The sequence below is a fragment of the Pseudomonas sp. Z18(2022) genome (assembly GCF_036346535.1).
Taxonomy (GTDB): Bacteria; Pseudomonadota; Gammaproteobacteria; order Pseudomonadales; family Pseudomonadaceae; genus Aquipseudomonas; species Aquipseudomonas yamanorum_A.
In genome coordinates this window covers 13,625-30,840 of the sequence record NZ_JAOTOA010000040.1, presented here as the reverse complement: position 1 = coordinate 30,840, position 17,216 = coordinate 13,625, and the positions used below count along the sequence as shown (strand labels likewise).

14 protein-coding genes and 1 pseudogene are annotated in these 17,216 nt (G+C 62.1%); 1 reads left to right on the top strand and 14 read right to left on the bottom strand.

Features of this window, described 5'->3' with window-relative positions; genetic code table 11:
* Positions 1-429: 429 nt before the first annotated feature.
* From V3W39_RS32935 to V3W39_RS32920, 4 genes are all read right to left on the bottom strand, one after another.
* Positions 430-3,900 carry a hypothetical protein gene (locus V3W39_RS32935; protein ID WP_330214126.1) on the bottom strand — a complete coding sequence of 1,157 codons (3,471 nt, stop codon included), beginning with the start codon at positions 3,898-3,900 and terminating at the stop codon, positions 430-432.
* Between the two features lie 106 nt (positions 3,901-4,006).
* Positions 4,007-4,738 carry a UTRA domain-containing protein gene (locus tag V3W39_RS32930; RefSeq protein WP_177048837.1) on the bottom strand — a complete coding sequence of 244 codons (732 nt, stop codon included), beginning with the start codon at positions 4,736-4,738 and terminating at the stop codon, positions 4,007-4,009.
* A gap of 59 nt (positions 4,739-4,797) precedes the next feature.
* Positions 4,798-5,352 carry a hypothetical protein gene (locus V3W39_RS32925; RefSeq protein ID WP_330214127.1) on the bottom strand — a complete coding sequence of 185 codons (555 nt, stop codon included), beginning with the start codon at positions 5,350-5,352 and terminating at the stop codon, positions 4,798-4,800.
* 2 nt (positions 5,353-5,354) lie between these two features.
* Complete coding sequence (locus V3W39_RS32920) at positions 5,355-6,269, bottom strand: NAD synthetase (RefSeq protein ID WP_330214125.1); 915 nt, start codon at positions 6,267-6,269, stop codon at positions 5,355-5,357.
* A gap of 139 nt (positions 6,270-6,408) precedes the next feature.
* Between V3W39_RS32920 and V3W39_RS32915 the strand changes: the two are divergent.
* Positions 6,409-6,531 (top strand): annotated as a pseudogene (locus tag V3W39_RS32915) (type VI secretion system tube protein Hcp); the annotation flags it as partial.
* A 27-nt stretch (positions 6,532-6,558) separates the two neighbouring features.
* On the opposite strand, the gene pnuC reads toward V3W39_RS32915, so the two are convergent.
* From pnuC to V3W39_RS32865, 10 genes are all read right to left on the bottom strand, one after another.
* Entirely contained in the window at positions 6,559-7,125 is a 567-nt protein-coding gene (gene pnuC / locus V3W39_RS32910; RefSeq protein WP_259199552.1) for a nicotinamide riboside transporter PnuC, read from the bottom strand.
* Between the two features lie 15 nt (positions 7,126-7,140).
* The gene (locus V3W39_RS32905) at positions 7,141-7,977 is read right to left on the bottom strand and encodes a 5'-nucleotidase, lipoprotein e(P4) family (protein WP_330214124.1); all 837 of its coding nucleotides are present in this window, start codon (positions 7,975-7,977) and stop codon (positions 7,141-7,143) included.
* A 12-nt stretch (positions 7,978-7,989) separates the two neighbouring features.
* Positions 7,990-10,137, bottom strand: a complete 2,148-nt coding sequence (locus V3W39_RS32900) for a TonB-dependent siderophore receptor (RefSeq protein ID WP_330214123.1) — start codon at positions 10,135-10,137, stop codon at positions 7,990-7,992.
* A 125-nt stretch (positions 10,138-10,262) separates the two neighbouring features.
* Positions 10,263-11,135, bottom strand: coding sequence for a sulfurtransferase (locus V3W39_RS32895; RefSeq protein WP_330214122.1), 873 nt, complete (start codon positions 11,133-11,135; stop codon positions 10,263-10,265).
* A complete protein-coding gene (locus V3W39_RS32890; RefSeq protein WP_330214121.1) occupies positions 11,132-12,250 on the bottom strand; it encodes a phosphotransferase in 1,119 nt (372 codons plus the stop codon). The genes V3W39_RS32895 and V3W39_RS32890 overlap by 4 nt, the downstream gene beginning before the upstream one ends.
* Positions 12,247-13,167, bottom strand: coding sequence for an ABC transporter substrate-binding protein (locus tag V3W39_RS32885; RefSeq protein ID WP_330214120.1), 921 nt, complete (start codon positions 13,165-13,167; stop codon positions 12,247-12,249). Before V3W39_RS32885 ends, V3W39_RS32890 begins: the two co-directional genes overlap by 4 nt.
* A gap of 147 nt (positions 13,168-13,314) precedes the next feature.
* Positions 13,315-13,707 (bottom strand): Rid family hydrolase, encoded by a 393-nt coding sequence (locus tag V3W39_RS32880; RefSeq protein WP_330214119.1) that lies wholly within the window; start codon positions 13,705-13,707, stop codon positions 13,315-13,317.
* A gap of 8 nt (positions 13,708-13,715) precedes the next feature.
* Positions 13,716-15,065 (bottom strand): MFS transporter, encoded by a 1,350-nt coding sequence (locus tag V3W39_RS32875; RefSeq protein WP_177115514.1) that lies wholly within the window; start codon positions 15,063-15,065, stop codon positions 13,716-13,718.
* 91 nt (positions 15,066-15,156) lie between these two features.
* Positions 15,157-15,870: an SDR family NAD(P)-dependent oxidoreductase gene (locus V3W39_RS32870; protein WP_177115513.1), complete on the bottom strand. Its 714-nt coding sequence runs from the start codon at positions 15,868-15,870 to the stop codon at positions 15,157-15,159.
* A 13-nt stretch (positions 15,871-15,883) separates the two neighbouring features.
* Positions 15,884-17,167 (bottom strand): flavin-containing monooxygenase, encoded by a 1,284-nt coding sequence (locus V3W39_RS32865; protein WP_330214118.1) that lies wholly within the window; start codon positions 17,165-17,167, stop codon positions 15,884-15,886.
* Positions 17,168-17,216 lie beyond the last annotated feature (49 nt).

The window sequence follows — 17,216 nt, the reverse complement described above, 5'->3', positions numbered from 1 at the left end:
ATTCCCGTCGCCGCGAATGCTTGAGCGCATCCCACTCTTGAGCCGAACACCGAACAAAATGTGGGAGCTGGCTTGCCTGCGATGGCGGTGGGTCAGGCACTGAAGTGGGTGCCTGATACATTGCCATCGCAGGCAAGCCAGCTCCCACATTGGATTCAGGGTGTGCCAGTTGGCTCAGGGCTTGTCGACATCGTGATATTCACCCCCATACCCATCCCCCACCCGCCAGATGATGTCGTGGTTCTCATTGGTCCAATTCCCGTCGCCGCGAATGCTTGAGCGCATCCCATTCTTGAGCCGAACACCGAACAAAATGTGGGAGCTGGCTTGCCTGCGATAGCGGTGGGTCAGGCACTGAAGTGGGTGCCTGATACATTGCCATCGCAGGCAAGCCAGCTCCCACATTGGATTTAGGGTGTGCCAGTTGGCTCAGGGCTTGTCCACATCATGGTATTCACCGCCATACCCATCCCCCACCCGCCAGATGATGTCGTGGTTCTCATTGGTCCATTCCGACGGTTTCAGTGAGTATTTGTAGTCCTCTGAATTACGGTTGTTCCCGTCCCCGATGAAGTCCGGGTGATCGCGCCGATGATCCCCGCCACGAATACTCGACCGCGCATCCCACTCTTCCTTGCGGAAATCAAAAATGCTCTGGTCCTGCGGCGCATCCCGCTGGCCCCAGTCGGACAGGTATGTCTGCAACCACACATACGCTTCATCGCCGTTGGGCTTGAGCAAGCCGTCCTGCTTGAAGTCCTGGATCTGGTCCCAGTTCTGCATCGAGATCTTGTGCAGCTTATGGGACTGCACCGTGCTCAAAATCGCCCCGACAAACGACAACGCACCGGAGATCAAGAAGCCCACCGGCCCCAGGAATGGAATGATCCGCCCGGTCACCCCCAGCGTTCCCAGCACGCCGCCTGCCGCGCCCACCAGGCTGCTGACACCGCCCGCCATGGACAGTGAGCCCGAGGCGATTTTCACCGGGTCTTTCTCGCGCACACCGTCACGCAGGGTGAACGCCGCCTGCACCACGCTGATCACGCCGCCTGCCACGTCGGTGGCCATGCCGATCACCTTGATCGCGCTGCTGGCGAACTTCGCGCCAAACCCGGCCCCGGCCACGCCGCCCCGGCTGGCGATGCCTTTTTCGATGCCTTCCTGGACCTTCTTCGCGCCTTCGTCGCTCCAGCCGCCGCTGTTGAGGGCCTTGCCCACGTCCTTGCCGTCGTCCATGGCCTGGTCGACGATCTCGAAGTATTTTTTCTGCACCGCCTCGGCATCCTTGGGCAGCGCGTGGTAACCCTCGCCCGGCTTGGCCCACAGGTCGGGCAGGGAGCGATCGAAGCCCATCAACTTGTAGGCGTTGGTGCCGCGTAGCTTGTCGTAGACCTTCAAGCCCAGTGTGGCGAAGTGCGAGCCGGTGCCCAGGAAACCGAGAAAGTCATTGGCGATGCCCAGGCGTTTCATCGGCGTATCCGCCAGCTTGCCGCCCTGGCCCGCCAGTTGGTAGACGATCCGGCCCATGCCGATTGCACCGCCCACCGAGCCGAGTACGCCGTTGTCCTTGAGGAAGTTGAGGTTCTTCACGAACGAGCTGCGGTTCTCTTCGCTGAGCCCCGGCATGATCTCCTTGCTCACGGCCTTGTCGATGTCGCTGAAGCTGATCACGCCGTTTTTCTGCCAGGTGTCGCCGAGGGAAATCATCGCCTTGCCGAAGTCGGCGGCGGCGTTTTTGTCCTTGAGCAGTTGGTCGACAAACTTCGAATACACCCCCAGCGCCTGGCGCGGCAGGCCGTCGGCGCTGCCCTTGAGCATCGACAAGATCGCCATGGTGTTGTCGGTGGTGGCCAACGCAGTGTTGTCGTCAGAGATCTTGGTCGGGTCGTCCATCAGCTTTTCGACGGCGTCAGTGTAGCCATCGATCTGCAGGTTTTGCAGGAAGCTGTCGGCCTTGGCCGGGTCGATATCAGCCAGGGCGGTGTAGGCGGTCTGGATTTCCTGGGTGGCCAGTTCGGTCTTGCCACTGTCCTGCAGGGACTTGATGTACTTGGTGAAATTCTCCGAGGAGGTGCTGTCGATCAGTTTCTGTTTGGTCTCATCGACCTTGGCCTGGCCGCCGTCGACCTTGCCCAGGGCCGCGTCGTGGTTGGCCTTGATGTCGTGCTGGATGGTCGAGTCGCCGAGCAGGTCGTTGATGGTCTGGTCGATGGACTTGGTGTCGAAGATGTTGTCGCGCACGTCCCGGGAGGTCACGTCGATGGGCGTGGTGGCGATGCCCTGGTTGCCGAAACCGTGCTCGGGAATGATCGACATGCCGTTGTCGGCCATGCTCCGGGCTTCCACCGCCCGCAGGAACTTGGCGCGCGGGTCGTCCTTGCCAATGCTGCCGTCCTTGACCCCGGCGCGGTAACTGTCCACCAGGGTTTTCATCGACAGGTCCTGCACCGACAGCGGGTTGCCGCTTTCATCTTTTTCGGTGGTGGTGAGGTTGTCGACGGACACGTCCTTGAGCGGCGGCAGGCCGTTGTCGGTGCGCAGCTTGTCGACGTCGGTGGTTTGCGCTGCGATGTCGCTGCGGTAGCCGGAAATCTGTTCGAACATCTGCGGGTTGCTGTCTTCCGAGACCACGATTTTCTCTTCGCTGCCCCCCGGCTTGTGCTGGGTGAAGGCGATCAGCCCCGGGCCATAATCCCCGGCGCCGCCGACGCTCATGATGTCTTCGGTGGAGCCCAGGTAAGCGTCCGGGCCGGCGAGGGTGTAGCCGTCGCCCTTGGCCTTTTCGATACCGGCCAGGGTTTGGCCTGTGGTGGTGTAGGCGGCGAAGGCTTCGGGGGTGATGTCCTTGGACACCACCAGCAATTTGCCGTCGGCCTGGTTGACCACCAGGATGCCGTCCATGGGCGCGTCGACCTTGCTGATGTCACCCAGCTTCAGGCTGGCCTCGTCCTTGCGCAGCAGTTCCTGGCCGGGCAGGGACTGGGCGTTCTTGATGTAGTCGAAGGCTTGGGAACCTTCACTGGCGTGCACCGCGTGGAGGAAGTTGTAGAAGGTGCCGCCGGCGTTGGGGTTGGGGTTGCTGAGGTCGGCACCGGGCTGTGGCAGGTCGGCTTCGGACTTGCTGATCGCATACTTGTGGCCCTGGTGCTCGAACAGGATCACCCCGGCGCTGCTGTCTTCCGACACCACTTTCAACTGGCTGAAATCGAGGTCGCCCGGCAGGCTGGTGACTTCTTCATAACCTTTGGATTTGCCGTCATTGAGGGCTTCCTTGGTCACCCCAGCCTGGGTGTAGGTGCTGAACGCCTGGGGCGTGAGCAATTCGGAAATGACCAGAGTCTTGCCGTTTTCCAGGCTGACCTTGAGGATGCCGTCTTCGGCCTTGCCCACGGATTTGATGTTGGCCAGGCGCACGCCGTCGCCGTCTTCGCGCAGCAGCTGCTGGTCGGGGTTCTTCAGGCTTTCGACAATGGCCTTGCCGGCCGGGGTGCCCTGGGTTTCGGCCAGGGTCTGGAGGAAGGTGTACAGCGGCGTGCCTTCGTCGGGCCCGCCCTGATTGACCGGGGCCACGGCATGGCCGAAGCGCAGGTTCTTCAATACGTCGAAGCCGTCCTGGGCGTTGGCCGCACCCTCGGCGCTGATCTTGTATTTGGCGCCGTCCTGTTCGAAGTAGATCACCCCGGCGTCTTTGTCTTCGGAAATGACCTTGAGCTTGTCGATGTCGAGTTTGGCCGGGAGGGCGGTGACTTCCTTGTAGTCGTCGGGCTTGAGGGTTTTATCGCTTGTTCCCGAGGTGGCGAGGATTTTGGCTTTGTTCAGGACAGCGTCGAAAACGCGCTCGGGAGCGTTGGGTTGATCGACGCGGGGGGAGGCAGACTTTTCGGGGCGGGTGATCATCGGTTCAGTCCATGTGATGGGCGCACGAGGACTGGATATTAGGCGCTGCAAGCGAGTGAAAACGGGTTTGTTGGCAACAAGTCACAAGCTTTCACAGGTGTGAAATTCAGGTCCCGGGATAGCGCGTCTCCATCACGATCGACAATGCATCCGGGCGCCAGAACTCCTGGTCGAACTCCACCGGCTGGTCGTTTTCGCCGAAGTTCAAGCGTTCCAGATAAACACTGGTGGACCCGGTGGACAATTGCAGCAACTCGGCCTGCTCTTCATTCACGGTGCCAATGTGCATCTCCAGCTCACACCGTGACTGCACCCGGGAAAACCGCTCCCGCAGCAGCTGGGTCAGCGAGGTATTCAAGTCGGCGTCCAGCAGCCCCGGGCACCAGCTTGCCAGCAGCGCGTTGAACTCCAGCAACACTGGCCGCCGGTCGATCCAGCGCCGCCGTTGCAGGAAAAACATCGGCTCATCCGCCGACGCGAGGCCCATCCGCCTGGCCAGCCAGTCGCCCGCGGGGCGCAGCTCTGCGTGCAGGCATTCGGTGCGCGGCGTACGGCCTTGGGCACTTACGTAATCCATAAAGCCGCTGATGCGTGTTGGGTCATAGCGGATGCGCCGGGGGCTTACAAACCAGCCACGACGGTTTTCCCGATACACCAGGCCTTCGGCTTCCAGCTGCTGCAAGGCCTGGCGCAAGGTGACCCGGGTGCAGCCGAAGCGCTCGATCATCTCCCGTTCGGACGGGAATTTCTCATCCGCCTGGGGCACACCCGCCGCGATATCGTGGGCGATCTGTTCGCGAATGCGCTGGTAGTGCGGTGAAATCGGGTCGAAAGGCATCCTGGGTTCCGTGTGCAGGCCGGGCGTGGGCGTGACTCTACCGTTCCTGTTGGCGCAGGTCACCACCACTTCCATTTTCCCTGTTCTTTCAGTGTCGCAATGATCGCTTCGCGTTTGTGGCGGATCTTGAGCATTTTCTGGCGCATTTCCCGGCAGCGGTTGCTGTTGAGGATCAGCAAGCCCACCAGCGGGCCAAGCAGCGCCATGGAGTAGAGGTAGGGGTTGGGGTGGTAGGTGATGGCGGGGAGAGATATCAGCAGGCAAGCGAAATAGACCCCTACGTTCATCCAGACCCAGTGGGGCCGGCCGTACACAACCTGAATCTGCGCCAGGGAAAACAATATGCTTACAGCCAATCCGCCAAAAAACCAATTACGTAGCGTGCGATCTTCGGGGGCATTATCAAGGTAGGTTACTAGAACCAAGATGCCCATCATTGCGATGGAAAAACACCCCGCAAGCATCCAGCTCGCGATGGTAGGCATGTAGCGCTTCAGCAGTGGTCGCGGGTCTTCAAAGAAAAAAATCGAATAGTAGAGGTCTTTCCCGCTCATTGCTTTCCAGTCTTTAAAGTCTCCGGCCACATTGCTCAGATTTTTTGTCTTTTTGCGCATGTTCACTGGCTAACCTCTTCATAGATTCCGATAGCCAGTGTCTTGACGTTTCCTGACATGGCGCTGCTGGTAAAACCCAGCGTTGCAGCCAAGGCGTCTCTGATGTGGTTGGTGGTCGCTCGCTGCATTTGCGTAGCACTGATGCGTTTGGTGGCTGCACCGGAAGCCTGTTTCAACTTGAGCAATTTTGACGTCAGGCGCGGGTCCCGGATTTTGAGTAACTCATCATTCAGCTTGACCCGCTCTTGTCGGGTGAGGCCTTTGAGTACCTGTTGAACGGATTTGCCGGTTACTTTCGTGGTGACCTGGATGGCCTTTACTGTGGTCAATGTCGAAGTAGCAACTCCCAGCAAAGCAACACCATCCAGAGCAACGGTTACCGCTTCAAACCACGTGGTGCTGTCCAGGCGATCAAGAGCCTGCGGTGCGAACGCTTCAGCACTCGTTCGACCCAACCCTATAAGACATTGGGCAGTGCTGGCGGCGGTAGCCGCTTGGCCAATAAACGTAATCACCGCACTGGTCCCGGCCGTAAACGGCATCAGCACAATCCCACTCGAAATCACCACCCAGCTCAGTATCGCCCCGGTACACGTCACGGCCGTATTCAGTGCCTCGGCCACCCGCTTCGACTCCCGAGGCTCATGGGTCAGCATCCGCTTGAACTCAGAAGGCCCCACATACCTGGGCGCCTCGCGCAACACCACCTTCTTGGGCACCACACTGCAAATCGGCTGGAAGTCGCGCAGGGTCACCACGTTGAACTGCTCATCGATGTACACCACGCCAGCGCCGATCAGCGCTGGATCGCTGTCGATGGCGAAGAACAATCGATGCAGGTCGAGGCTGTTTTCAATCCGTTGGCGGGTGGTGAGATGGGCTGAAGGGAATCCGTCTTTCAGCAGGGAAGCAGCCATTCCTTAACTCCTGGTCTTTGCGAGAGCCGAGAGAGTAGAGAGGGCGTGGCGCAAATGAATGTAGGAGCGTTCGCCTTTTCAAGACAGGCACTTCCTGATCCTGCTTGGGCGTACTGAAGATAACAGTGAACTACTTCAGGAAAGCATCGCCCTGAATTTTGCCAGCGTGGAAGTCAGCTACCAGGCGCAAAAGGCCGACGGTGGCAAGGAAGGTGGCCCGGTGAAGTTTGGCTGGAACATCCGGCAGAACGTCAAGATCTGAGGGGTGAAGCGGGCATCGCCCGCTCACTCACTGTTCCTGTTGGCGCAAGTCACGCTGCCACGACACCAACCCATACGCCGCCAGCACCACAAACCCGGCATACAACGCGGCAGTCAGTTGCAGATCCTTGTACACAAACAGCCCGACGTACACCGTATCCAGCACGATCCACAGCCACCAACTCACCACATACTTGCGCGCCGCCCACAGGCTGGCCACCAGGCTGAAAGCGGTGAGCAGCGAGTCCAGCCACGGCAGTGCGGCATCGGTGAAGTGGTGCATGGCGGCGCCCAGCAGCAGGGCGCCGATCACACCTGCGAATAAATGACGCCACGCTTCCTGCACCGGCAAACGCTCGACCCGCACCTTGCCCGCGTCGATGCGCCCGGTGCTCCAGCGCCACCAGCCGTAGCCCTGCAACACAGCGAAGACCAGTTGCAGGAGCATGTCGGAATACAGCTTCACCTCGAAGAAGATCCAGCCGTACAGCAACACCGCGACCACACTGACCGGCCAGCACCAGCGCACCCGTCGAGCGGTGAGCCACACCCCGGCGATATTGAAGATTACAGCGACTATTTCCAGCGGCGTCATACGGTCCCCTCAGGGTCAATTTTGCAGGTGCAGCGCCTGTTGCTTGAGCTGGCGCTTGCGTTCAAAGGGCAGTTTTTCCTGGTCGCCATAGGGCGCGCTGTACCAGTTGCCGTAGGTCGGGTTGGGCAGCACGAACCAGCGTAGGCCGAGCCAGCCCAGGTAGGGTTCGGCGGCCTTGCGCTGGGCGTCGAGGGTGTTGTGTTCGGCCTGCACGAAATCCCCCAGGGAGTCACCGGCCAGGATCAGCACGCGGGCATGTTGGGCGACCCATTGGCGGCGGCAGTTCTTGCCGTAGCCGGCCTGTTCGCAGCCGCCAATCGGGGTGCCGGCGGCCAGTACCTGCTGGTCGCTGTCTACCGGAAAGCCTCGCAGGCGCAGGTTGTTGACGGTGGCCTGGACCTGGCTTTGCTCACGGTTGGTGATGTAGTACACCGTGATGCCTTTGTGTTTGGCTGCCTGCAGGAACGCGACTGCGCCGGGCAGCGCCTGGGCCTTGGCCTGGTCGACCCAGGTGTTCCAGCGGTCGTAGGAGTAGACCTGGTTATTGACGATGTCCCGGGCGTTCAGCGGGATGTTGTCGAGCACGGTTTCGTCGATGTCGACGATCACCGCCGGCGGCAACCCGGTCAGATTACGCGGGGGCAAGGGCAGGGCGTCCCAGTCCGCTGTGTTGAGGGCCACGTCCAGTTGCTGGGTGGCGTTGGCGAATACCTGGCGGTAAATCAGCTCGTGCTCGATGGACGTTTGGGTCCACAGCACCGCATCCAGCTGGTCGTTGGCGGGTGGTTGCTGCTGGCAGCCGACGAGGGCGGTGGAGAGCAGGCACACACTGGCAAAAATCAGATTACGCATGAACAGTCAGCCTCAAAAATTGACGGTGGCGGATAACCGCGCGGTGCGTGGCGCGCCCAGGAACAGGTAGCCATCGCCCGCGGATTCACCCACGTCGCGCCAGTAGCGTTTGTCGAACAGGTTGTCGACGGTCAGGCGCAGCACAGTATCGTAATCACCGACTTTGGTGCTGTAGCGTCCGCCCACATCGAACACCGCATAGTCGTCGACCTTCACGCTGGCCTCGCGGTTTGCGTACTTGCTGCCGCTGTATTGCACCCCGCCGAGCAGGGCCAGGCCCTTGATCCCGGGAATGCTGTAGTTGCCGTGCAGGCTGGCACGCAGCTTGGGCACGTTGATCGCCTGGTGGCCGTCATAGTCGTCGGTGCCGCTGCCACTCACCCGGGCGCGAATCGCCGCCACGCTGGCCGAGACTTGCAGGTTGTCGGTCACCCGGCCGTTGGCCGAGAGTTCCAGGCCCACGTTCTTCTGCTTGCCTTGCTGCACAAAGGTGATGGTGCCGTCATCGTTGGGCCGGTTGTATTGCAGGTCCTGGGTGATCTGGAACAGCGCGGCGGTCAGGCTCAGGCGCTGCAAGTCATGCTTGATCCCCACTTCCAGCTGGCGCGAAGTGGTCGGTGGCAGTACTTCATCGGCGTTGCTGCTGAACCACGCTGCCGTACCGCCCAGGGACAGGCCCTTGCTGTAGCTGGCGTACAGTGTCGTGTCGGGGCGCGGCTTGTAGATCAATGCCACCTGGGGCAGAAACACGCTGCGCTGGGTATGGCGGGTGGTGTCGCCGGCCTGGTCGTAGGTTTCTTCGTCGAGGCGCACCTGGCGCCCGCCCAGGATGGTTTGCCACTGCTCGTTGAAGCTGATGCGGTCGCTGGCGAACAGCCCGTATTGGCGGCTGTCCAGGCGCCGGTAAGTGTGGCCCAGTGGGCCCTCGTAAGGATCAAGCACCGGCGGTTTTTCGTAGATATTGCCTTCGCCGATGTATTCGTTGATCGACGTGCGCCGGTCCACCAGGCGGCGGAAGGCGGTGGTGCCGAAGGTCAGGTCGTGCTTGAGAAACCCGGTGTCGAACTGGCCGTTAAGCGCGGCCTGGGCTTCTTCGTTGCTGCGGGTGTCGTCGGGGCTGCGGTAGTCCGAGATGTCGTAATCGCCCTCGGCGCTGAAGTGGTTGGGCACTGCGGTGTTGGCGCAACTGGCGGCGCCGTAGCAGCCCCAGGCGAAGGTGCTGTAATCGTCGATCACCACGCGGCTGCGGGAGGCGCTGAAGCTGGCTTTCCAGGCCTCGTTGAAGCGGTATTCGAATAGGCCATCGAGGTTCAACGACTTGATGCCCACCGGGTTCGACCAGCTCTGGTAGCCCAGCAAATCCCGTGGCGATGCGTTGTGGGGCACGGTGGTGCCGCCGAGCAATTGATAACCGGGCACCGAGCGCTGCTCGCGGTTCTGGTACTCGGCGTTCAGTTGCAGCAGGGCGTTGGGGCTGATGTTCCAGTCGAGGGCCAGGGACGCAAAATCCCGCTGGCCGTCGGCGTGGTCGACGTAGGAGCGGATGTCTTCGTGGGCCAGGTTGACCCGCACGCCCACCTGCTGCTCGGCGCCGAGCCAGCCGCCGACGTCGGTGGCCAGGTAGCGCTCGCCGTGTTCATTGGTGGACACGGTCACCGAGCGCACATTCTCCGGGCGCTTGCTCACGTAGTTCACCAGGCCGCCGGGCTCCGACACGCCGCTTTGCAGCCCGGACAGACCCTTGAGCACTTCCACCTGTTGCTTGTTCTCCAGCGCCACGTTCTGTTCGCCGGTGATGGTACGGCCGTTGATCTTGTAGCTGCTGGCGGGGTTCAGCGAGAAGCCGCGCACCACGAAATTCTCGTAGTACCCCACCGGCGCGTAGCTGTCGCCCACTGAGGCGTCGTTCTTCAACACCTCGCTCAGCAGGCGGGCTTGCTGGTCCTTGAGACGGGCCTCGGTGATCACCGCCACCGAGGCCGGGGTGTCCAACAACGGGGCGTTATCGAAGCCGGCGACGGCGGCCTTTTTGGCCTGGTAATCGGTGGCCTGTTCGCCGACCACGGTGACGGTGTCCAGGGTTGCGTCCTGGGCGTGGGCGGCCGTGGCGGCGAGGGTGATGCTCAGGGCGAGCAGGGTGTGGCGGTACGGTGTTGCCATAAAAGGAGCGCTCCAAGGGCCTGCCCGCTGGCGCTTCGCGCTTTGTTGGGCGCAAAGGGGCCCAGCGCTGCGCAACGGACGGGTTGCCAGTACGAAATTAAAAAGCCGGGGTCGCCGCGAAGGCGTCAGGCCGGAGCTGCTCCGGTAGTCATTGGTAAGCGTGCGTCGGCGGCCCATTCCTGGAGCGAGCCGTCGTAGAGTGCGATGTCCTGGCGACCCAGCAGGGTCAGGGCCAGGGCGTTGGCCGCAGCCGAAATACCGCCGCCGCAGTACAGGATCAATGGACCGTCGCTGTGCAGCAGCGTGGGTCCGATGGCCAGGGCCAGGGCGTCCTTGGGCAGGTAGCGACCCTGGGCATCAAACAGCGTGCGTGCCGGCAGGTTGTGGCTGCCGGGAATGTGCCCGCGCCGGGCGTAGCGAGTGGCTGCAGTGCCTTCGAACAAAGCGGTGCCCAATGCGCAGACCAGTACGCCGGGTGATTCCCCTGCGACCACGGCTTCAACGCCGGCACGGTCGATCCACAGTGGCGCATAGGCGTTGATTGGCCAGGGTTCGACGGCGCTGGCTGTTGCCGGCTGCCCGCTGTGCTGCGCTAAGCCCGCCCGTTGCCAGGCGTTGAAACCACCGTCCAGCACCGACGCAGCAATACCCAGCCCGCGCAACATCCACCACAGGCGTGCGGCCCAGAAACCGTCGGCGCGGTCGTAGATCACGACCTGGCTGCCGGCACCTGCGCCCAGGTTTGCCAGGGCCTGAACCAGGGCTTGCGGGGTTGGCAGGGCGAAGCTGTAGCTGGCGTGGGAGTCCGCAAAGTCGCTCAACAAATCGGCATGCCGTGCGCCGGGGATATGCGCCTGCAGCCAGCCGGCATGCCCGCTGGCGACCCGGTAATCTCCGTCAAAACGCGGCGACGGCAGCACCACGGTAGCGTCCAGAATCACCAAGCCTGGGTCGCCGAGGCGGGCATGCAGCCAATCGGTATCGACCAGGACGCTCATACGGATTTGCGCCGGATATGAGCGAGCAAGCGTTGCCCCTGGGCACCGGCAAACCACTGCAAATGGCCCAGCAGATAAGCGTGATAGGCCACGTCGGCGCTGCGGGTAGAACCCACCACGCCCTGGTAGTACGCCACTTCGGACAGGGCGAAATCCACATGCACCAACGGCAGCAGGGCGCTCAGGGTGTGCAGGTCCTGGGCGCTCAGTGGCCGGATTTGGTGGTAGCCGGCAAGCAGCGCGTCGACGCTATCGAGGTCCGCGATCGCCGGGCGGCCGAGGTCCAGGTCCAGCCAGGGCACGGCGTTGCGTTCGATGGCGGTGGCCAGGTCGTAGAGGGCGAAGGTGCGGTCGGCCAGGCCGAAATCCAGCACGCTGGACACCGTGCCGTCTTCATTCCACAGCAGGTTCGAGGCGTGCCAGTCGTTGTGGGTCCAGAGCGCCGGTTGTTGTTGCAGCAAGGGTTGCAGCGGGGCGTGCCAGGGCAACAGCAGCTCGGTGAGTTGCGTGTGCCAATCCTTGTCGGCCAGGTACTCGGCCAGCGCCGGGGTGTTGGCGATAGCTGCCAGTGGCGCGGGTTGTTCGATCAGTCGGGCGTTGGCCAGCAGCACTTCGGTTTGGCGGTGTGGGGCGGTGTAGCCTTCAGCCGCGTGATGCAGCTGAGCCAGGGCTACGCCTGCCGCCAAAGCGTGTTGGGTCGTTTGAAAAGGCGACCACGACAGCGCGTCGCGGTACAGGTCCAGGCCCTTGGCGACTTGGTGAATCTCATAGGTCCATTCGCCCTGCTTCGTGGCCGTCGCGCCATGGCGGTTGGGCACCACCGCGGCAACCGGCGCGCCCTGGCGATGCAGGTGAGCGATCAGGCGGTGTTCTTCCTCCAGCCACGCGGCTTGCCGCACCTGCTGGTGATGCCGTTTGACGAACAGGGTGGCGCTGCTGGTGGTGATCAACCCGGCGGCGGAAAACGGTCGCGGGCTGTGCCAATGCAGGTTGTGCAGTTGCCCCAGTTGCGGGTAGTCACGCAGCAGTTGCTGGAGGTCGGTTTCGTGCAGCGCTGGCCAGTCGGCAGCCACCGGATCAAGCCCCAGGCCATGGGCAGTGCGTTGTGGATTCATGCCGCCGCCCCGGGCAGATAGGCGTTACTGGTTGCCTCTTGCCACACCTGCGGATTGTCGAGCACCGCGTGGTCGTGCAGCCACTCGGCGTAAGGCTTGAGCAGCGCCTGGCGTTGCTCGCCCCAGCGGCCGTCATGCAGCCAGGTCGGGGCGATCTTGTGCAGGGATGCGTTGAGCAATTCCGCCGGGAAATACGGCGTGGTGTGTTCGTAGGCCGCCAGCGCAATCGCCGGCTCCTCGGCCACGGCGAGATAGCCGCGGGCCGTGGCTGCGAGGAAATCACGCACCAGCCCGGGCTGCTCGGCCAGGGTCCGTTCGTGGGCGCCCAACAGGTAGCTGTGATACGCCGGTGCGCCAATCTCATCCACCGGCAACACCACCCGGCGCTCGGCCTTGATAGGACTGTGCATCAATGCTTCCCAGGCCCAGTAGCCGCCGAAACTGGCATCGGCGATCCCTTCGGCCAACTGCTCGGGGCGTAGCTCACGCACGCCGCTGTCCACCAGGATCACGCCATCCGGATCGCCACCGTCGTTGCTCACCAGATGACGCACCATCGCCAAACCCCGCGGTGTGGGGTTGAGCGCCAGGCGCTTGCCCACCAAGTCTCTTGGGCGCTGGATACCGGAGTCGGTCAGGGTCTGAATCGATTCCAGGCCCGCATGATTGATCGCCGCGATGCCTTGCAGGGGTTGCCCGAGGCCGCGCCGGACCAGCAGGCGGTTGCTCGGGAAAATGCCGAAGTCCGCCGCGCCGGTCAGCAGGTGTTCAAGGGTGTCGCCCCGATAGGGATCGTGCACCACCAACTCCACATCCAGCCCCAGCTCGGCGTACCAACCGCGTTCCCGCGCCAAGTACAAACCCGCCGAATTCGGCCAGGGATGAAAGTACTCCAGCATTACCTTTACCGACACCATCGCTTGCTACTCCAGCTTGCAGTCTTGTGATGGGGGCGATTTATAAGGGAGCAATCTGGTATATACCAATATCGTTTGTTGCTATGGATATAACCGGGACCAAAAAAAACCGCAGCTCAAGCCGCGGTTTTTACGCCATCGCCAGGGTCAATCGGCAACGATGGCGTACGTCTCGATTTCGACCTTCTGCCAGGGACGCAGCATCGAATCCACCTGGATCAGGCTGCTGGCCGGGCGGATAGCATCGAACACCTCGCTGTGTGCCTTGGCGACGGAGGCGGCGTCGTTGATATCCCGCAGGTAGACCACGGTGCGCACTACGTCTCCAGGCGCCATCCCGGCCTCGGCCAACACCTTGTTGACGGTGACGAGAATGGCCTGGGCCTGCTCGTACGCATTGCTGTGTTCGTAGTCGGGCGAGGCGCAGGTGCCGGAGATGTGCAGGTGGTTGCCCACGCGCACGGCGCGGGAGTAACCGAACACGTTTTCGTACTGACCGCCCGAAGAAATGGTTTGCCGCTCTGTGGTTTTACTGGTCATGGTGGTTCTCATGTTGGGAGGGATTTACCGGTGGAATCCTTGACGAACAGGATCGAAATCAGGCCGACCACGGCACCGCCGATCAGGTACCAGGCAGGAATCATCTGGTTGCCGGTGATCGATATCAGCCAGGTATTGATCAACGGGGCCGTGCCACCGAACAGCGAGACCGCCACGTTGTAGCTCAAGGCCAGGGCGCTGTAGCGCACGCGAGCCTTGAACAGCGAGGTCATGGTGGCCGGCATTGCCCCTTCAAAGAACAATTGGGCCAGGGTCAGGATCAGCAGCGCAGCCAGCAGCAACCAGACACTCTGGGTATGCAGCAGCATGAAGCAGGGGAACGCCATGACGATCAGCAGCACGCAGCCGGTAATGATCATCCGGTTGCGGCCCAGGCGGTCGGCCAGCAGGCCTGAAACCGGGATCAACACCAGCATGAACAGGGTCGCGGCCATCCCCAGGTTTCTGGCGAAGGTATTGCTGTAGCCGAGTACGTTCTCCAGGTAACCCGGGATGTACCCGAGGATGATGTAGTAGGTCACGTTGAACACGGTGACCAGGCCCATGCATTGCAGGATTTTCGGCCACTCGTTGACCAGCAGGTTGAACAGGCTGGGTTCGGCGCCCGTGGCCTTGCGCTGTTTTTCATTGGCCTGGATTTCTTTGAACACCGGTGTTTCTTCCAGGCCAAGGCGCAGGTAGAGGGCGATCAGGCCGAGCAGGCCGCCAATTGCAAAGGGCACGCGCCAGCCCCAGTCCTGCATGGCTTGTTCGCCCAGGCCCAGGGTAAACAGGCTGACCACCGCACCGCCCAGCAGGAACCCGGAGATATTGCCGAACTCCAGCCAACTGGTGAAAAAGCTGCGTCGTTCGTCCGGTGAATGTTCGGCGATGAACGTGCAGGAGCCGCCGTATTCGCCACCCGCCGACAGGCCCTGCAGCAGGCGCATGAGAATCAACAGAACGGGCGCAAACAGGCCGATGCTGGCGTAACTCGGGATGAAGGCAATGGCGAACGTGGCGACGGCCATCAGCGTGATGCTCAACGACAGCGCCGTGCGGCGGCCAAACTTGTCGCCGATGGGGCCGAACACCAGGCTGCCCAAGGGTCGAATCAGGAACCCCGCCGCGAAGGTGGCGTAGATCGCCATCAACTGGGTGGTCGGGTTGTCGTTGTGGAAAAACGTCTTGCCGATGATCCCGGCGAGAGAGGAGTAAAGCGCAAAGTCGAACCATTCGACCATGTTGCCCAGTGTGACGCCGACGACTGCTTTGGTCAGCCGTTTGCGTGATGGTTCAGCCGTTGCACGGTCGGCCGGAAAACCTGGATGAATCGAGGAAGCGTGAACTTCGCCCATGATATTGCCCTCTGGAATAATTGTAGTGAGGCAGCAGTCAATAGGGAGTGGCAGGCCCGCGTCTGGTGCGCGGGGCCTGCGGACGCAGGGGTCAACGCATATATACGCCCCCGGCGATGCACAATGATTCGCCTGTGATGTAGGAGGGTTTGGCGCTCAGTTGCCAGACCCAGTCGGCGATTTCTTCGACCCGCGCGGCGCGTTTCAAAGGGATCGATTCGATGGCTGCTTCGATGCGGCCGCCGGCACGGGTGCCTTCGGTGTCCACCCAGCCCGGGGCCAGGGCGTTGACCACAATATTGTCCCCGGCCAGTTCGATGGCCAGGGAGCGGGTCATCGACACCACGGCGGCCTTGGAGGCGCTGTAGAGCAGCTGGTTTTTCGACACGGTGAACGCATCCACCGAGGCGAAGAACACGATTGCGCCACCACCGGCGGCTTTCAGGTGACGGGTGCCGATGCGTGCGATGTTCAATGAGCCCAGTACGTTGATATCGAAAATCCTGCGGTACAGCGACTCGCTGAAGCTTTCCAGGGATGAAGTGGGGAAGATCCCCGCCGCATTCACCACGGCTCGCAGCGGTGCCTTGCCGTCCAGGGCGGCATCTAGGGTACGGGCCAGTGTCGCTTCCTGGGTGATGTCGCCGACCACCGGCGAAAACAAAGGGCTTGCCGGCTGTGTGCTGGGCGTCACGTCCACGGCGACGACGTGCCAGCCTTCAGCCTGAAAGCGCTGTGCGACGGCCAGGCCCATGCCCGAGGACGTCCCGGTGACGATAACGCTGGAGTGCGGTGCAGTGTTCATAAGGGCTATCCGATCAGGCGTATTGAGGAAGAGGTGCGTCGGGTTGCAGCGCCAGTTCCAGCACATCCAGTTGGCGCTGGGTGTCCTGGTAGTTGCTCAGCCATTCGCGCTTGACGATATCGATGCGCGAGTCGGCCGGCTGCAACTGGGCAAACTTCGCCGCCAGGCTTTTCATGCCACGCTCGCGCAGGCCGAGAAAGCGCATCACCAAGCGGGTCTGCTCGCAATACACCGGCCATTGCGGGCCGCGTGGCGCACCCAGGCCGATGTAGAACAGGCCTTCGAGGTTGGTCGGCAAGGTCATCGCGGCGGTGCGCAGCGGAACACCGTCGCGCCATTGCAGCAGGCGTTCATCGAGGAACGGCAAGCGCGTATTGAAACCGGTGGCCCAGACGATGGTGTCGTAATCCACCTGGCTGCCATCGGTGAACGTGACCGTCTTGCCTTCGATGCGTTCGATACCCGGTGCGACCTTGATCCGGCCGTGCTGGATCCAGTACAGCAGCAGGGTGTTGACCACGGGCGGCTGGGCGTCCAGGTCATAGGTGTCTGGCGCCGGCAGGCCGGGGTAGTTTTTGTGGGTACCGACGCTGGCCATGATCAGCATGTTCATCACCATGTTCTGTTGCTCGGGCGGCAACTGCCCCAGCAACGGCAGCTCGCCCCGGGGCAGGCCGAACAGGGTCTTGGGTTGGAACAGTTGGCCACGGCGGATCGCAATGGTGGTGTCCAGGCGAGCCTGGGCGGCATCCACCGCAAGGTCGCAACCGGAGTTGCCGAAACCCACCACCAGCACCTTGCCTTGTACCTGCTGCACGTTGCGGTATTCGCCGGAGTGAATCGACACGCCGGTGAACGCCTTGCCCACCTCGGGGATCTTGCAATCCCACAAGTGACCGTTGGCTACCAGCACGCCGGTGTAGCGCTTGTGGGTGCCGTCTGCCAGGGTCACTTGCCAGCCGGCTTCGCCGTTTTCGTCCAGGGGCTTGAGGCTGCGCACTTCGGTGTTGAAGGTGATCTTTTCCCGCAGGCCGAAAGTGTCGGTGTAGGCGTTCATGTACGCCTTGACCTGATCGCGGCTCGGGTACACCGGATAGTCAGCGGGCATTGGAAACCCGTCAAAGAAGGAGCTGCTCTTGGGCGTGATCAGGTGCAGGGCGTCGTAGTCGGTGTTCCAGTGGCCGCCGATGTTGGCGGACTTTTCGAAGCAGCCCACCTCGAAACCGGCATCGGTCATGGTCTTCAGCGCTGCCAGCCCCGCGGCCCCGGCCCCAATGATGCAGTAGTGATTGGACATGCTGACTCCCCATTCAAGCGCCTGTTGTTGGCGTCCGTGGCTGGAGTAT

Bases quoted from the DNA above. Each gene is read 5' to 3' on its own strand.
- V3W39_RS32865 (WP_330214118.1), bottom strand. From the start codon at position 17,167: ATGTCCAATCACTACTGCATCATTGGGGCCGGGGCCGCGGGGCTGGCA.
- V3W39_RS32925 (WP_330214127.1), bottom strand. From the start codon at position 5,352: ATGCGCAAAAAGACAAAAAATCTGAGCAATGTGGCCGGAGACTTTAAA.
- V3W39_RS32900 (WP_330214123.1), bottom strand. From the start codon at position 10,137: ATGGCAACACCGTACCGCCACACCCTGCTCGCCCTGAGCATCACCCTC.
- V3W39_RS32895 (WP_330214122.1), bottom strand. From the start codon at position 11,135: ATGAGCGTCCTGGTCGATACCGATTGGCTGCATGCCCGCCTCGGCGAC.
- V3W39_RS32885 (WP_330214120.1), bottom strand. From the start codon at position 13,167: ATGGTGTCGGTAAAGGTAATGCTGGAGTACTTTCATCCCTGGCCGAAT.
- V3W39_RS32870 (WP_177115513.1), bottom strand. From the start codon at position 15,870: ATGAACACTGCACCGCACTCCAGCGTTATCGTCACCGGGACGTCCTCG.
- V3W39_RS32880 (WP_330214119.1), bottom strand. From the start codon at position 13,707: ATGACCAGTAAAACCACAGAGCGGCAAACCATTTCTTCGGGCGGTCAG.
- V3W39_RS32905 (WP_330214124.1), bottom strand. From the start codon at position 7,977: ATGCGTAATCTGATTTTTGCCAGTGTGTGCCTGCTCTCCACCGCCCTC.
- V3W39_RS32890 (WP_330214121.1), bottom strand. From the start codon at position 12,250: ATGAATCCACAACGCACTGCCCATGGCCTGGGGCTTGATCCGGTGGCT.
- V3W39_RS32875 (WP_177115514.1), bottom strand. From the start codon at position 15,065: ATGGGCGAAGTTCACGCTTCCTCGATTCATCCAGGTTTTCCGGCCGAC.
- pnuC (WP_259199552.1), bottom strand. From the start codon at position 7,125: ATGACGCCGCTGGAAATAGTCGCTGTAATCTTCAATATCGCCGGGGTG.
- V3W39_RS32935 (WP_330214126.1), bottom strand. From the start codon at position 3,900: ATGATCACCCGCCCCGAAAAGTCTGCCTCCCCCCGCGTCGATCAACCC.
- V3W39_RS32920 (WP_330214125.1), bottom strand. From the start codon at position 6,269: ATGGCTGCTTCCCTGCTGAAAGACGGATTCCCTTCAGCCCATCTCACC.
- V3W39_RS32930 (WP_177048837.1), bottom strand. From the start codon at position 4,738: ATGCCTTTCGACCCGATTTCACCGCACTACCAGCGCATTCGCGAACAG.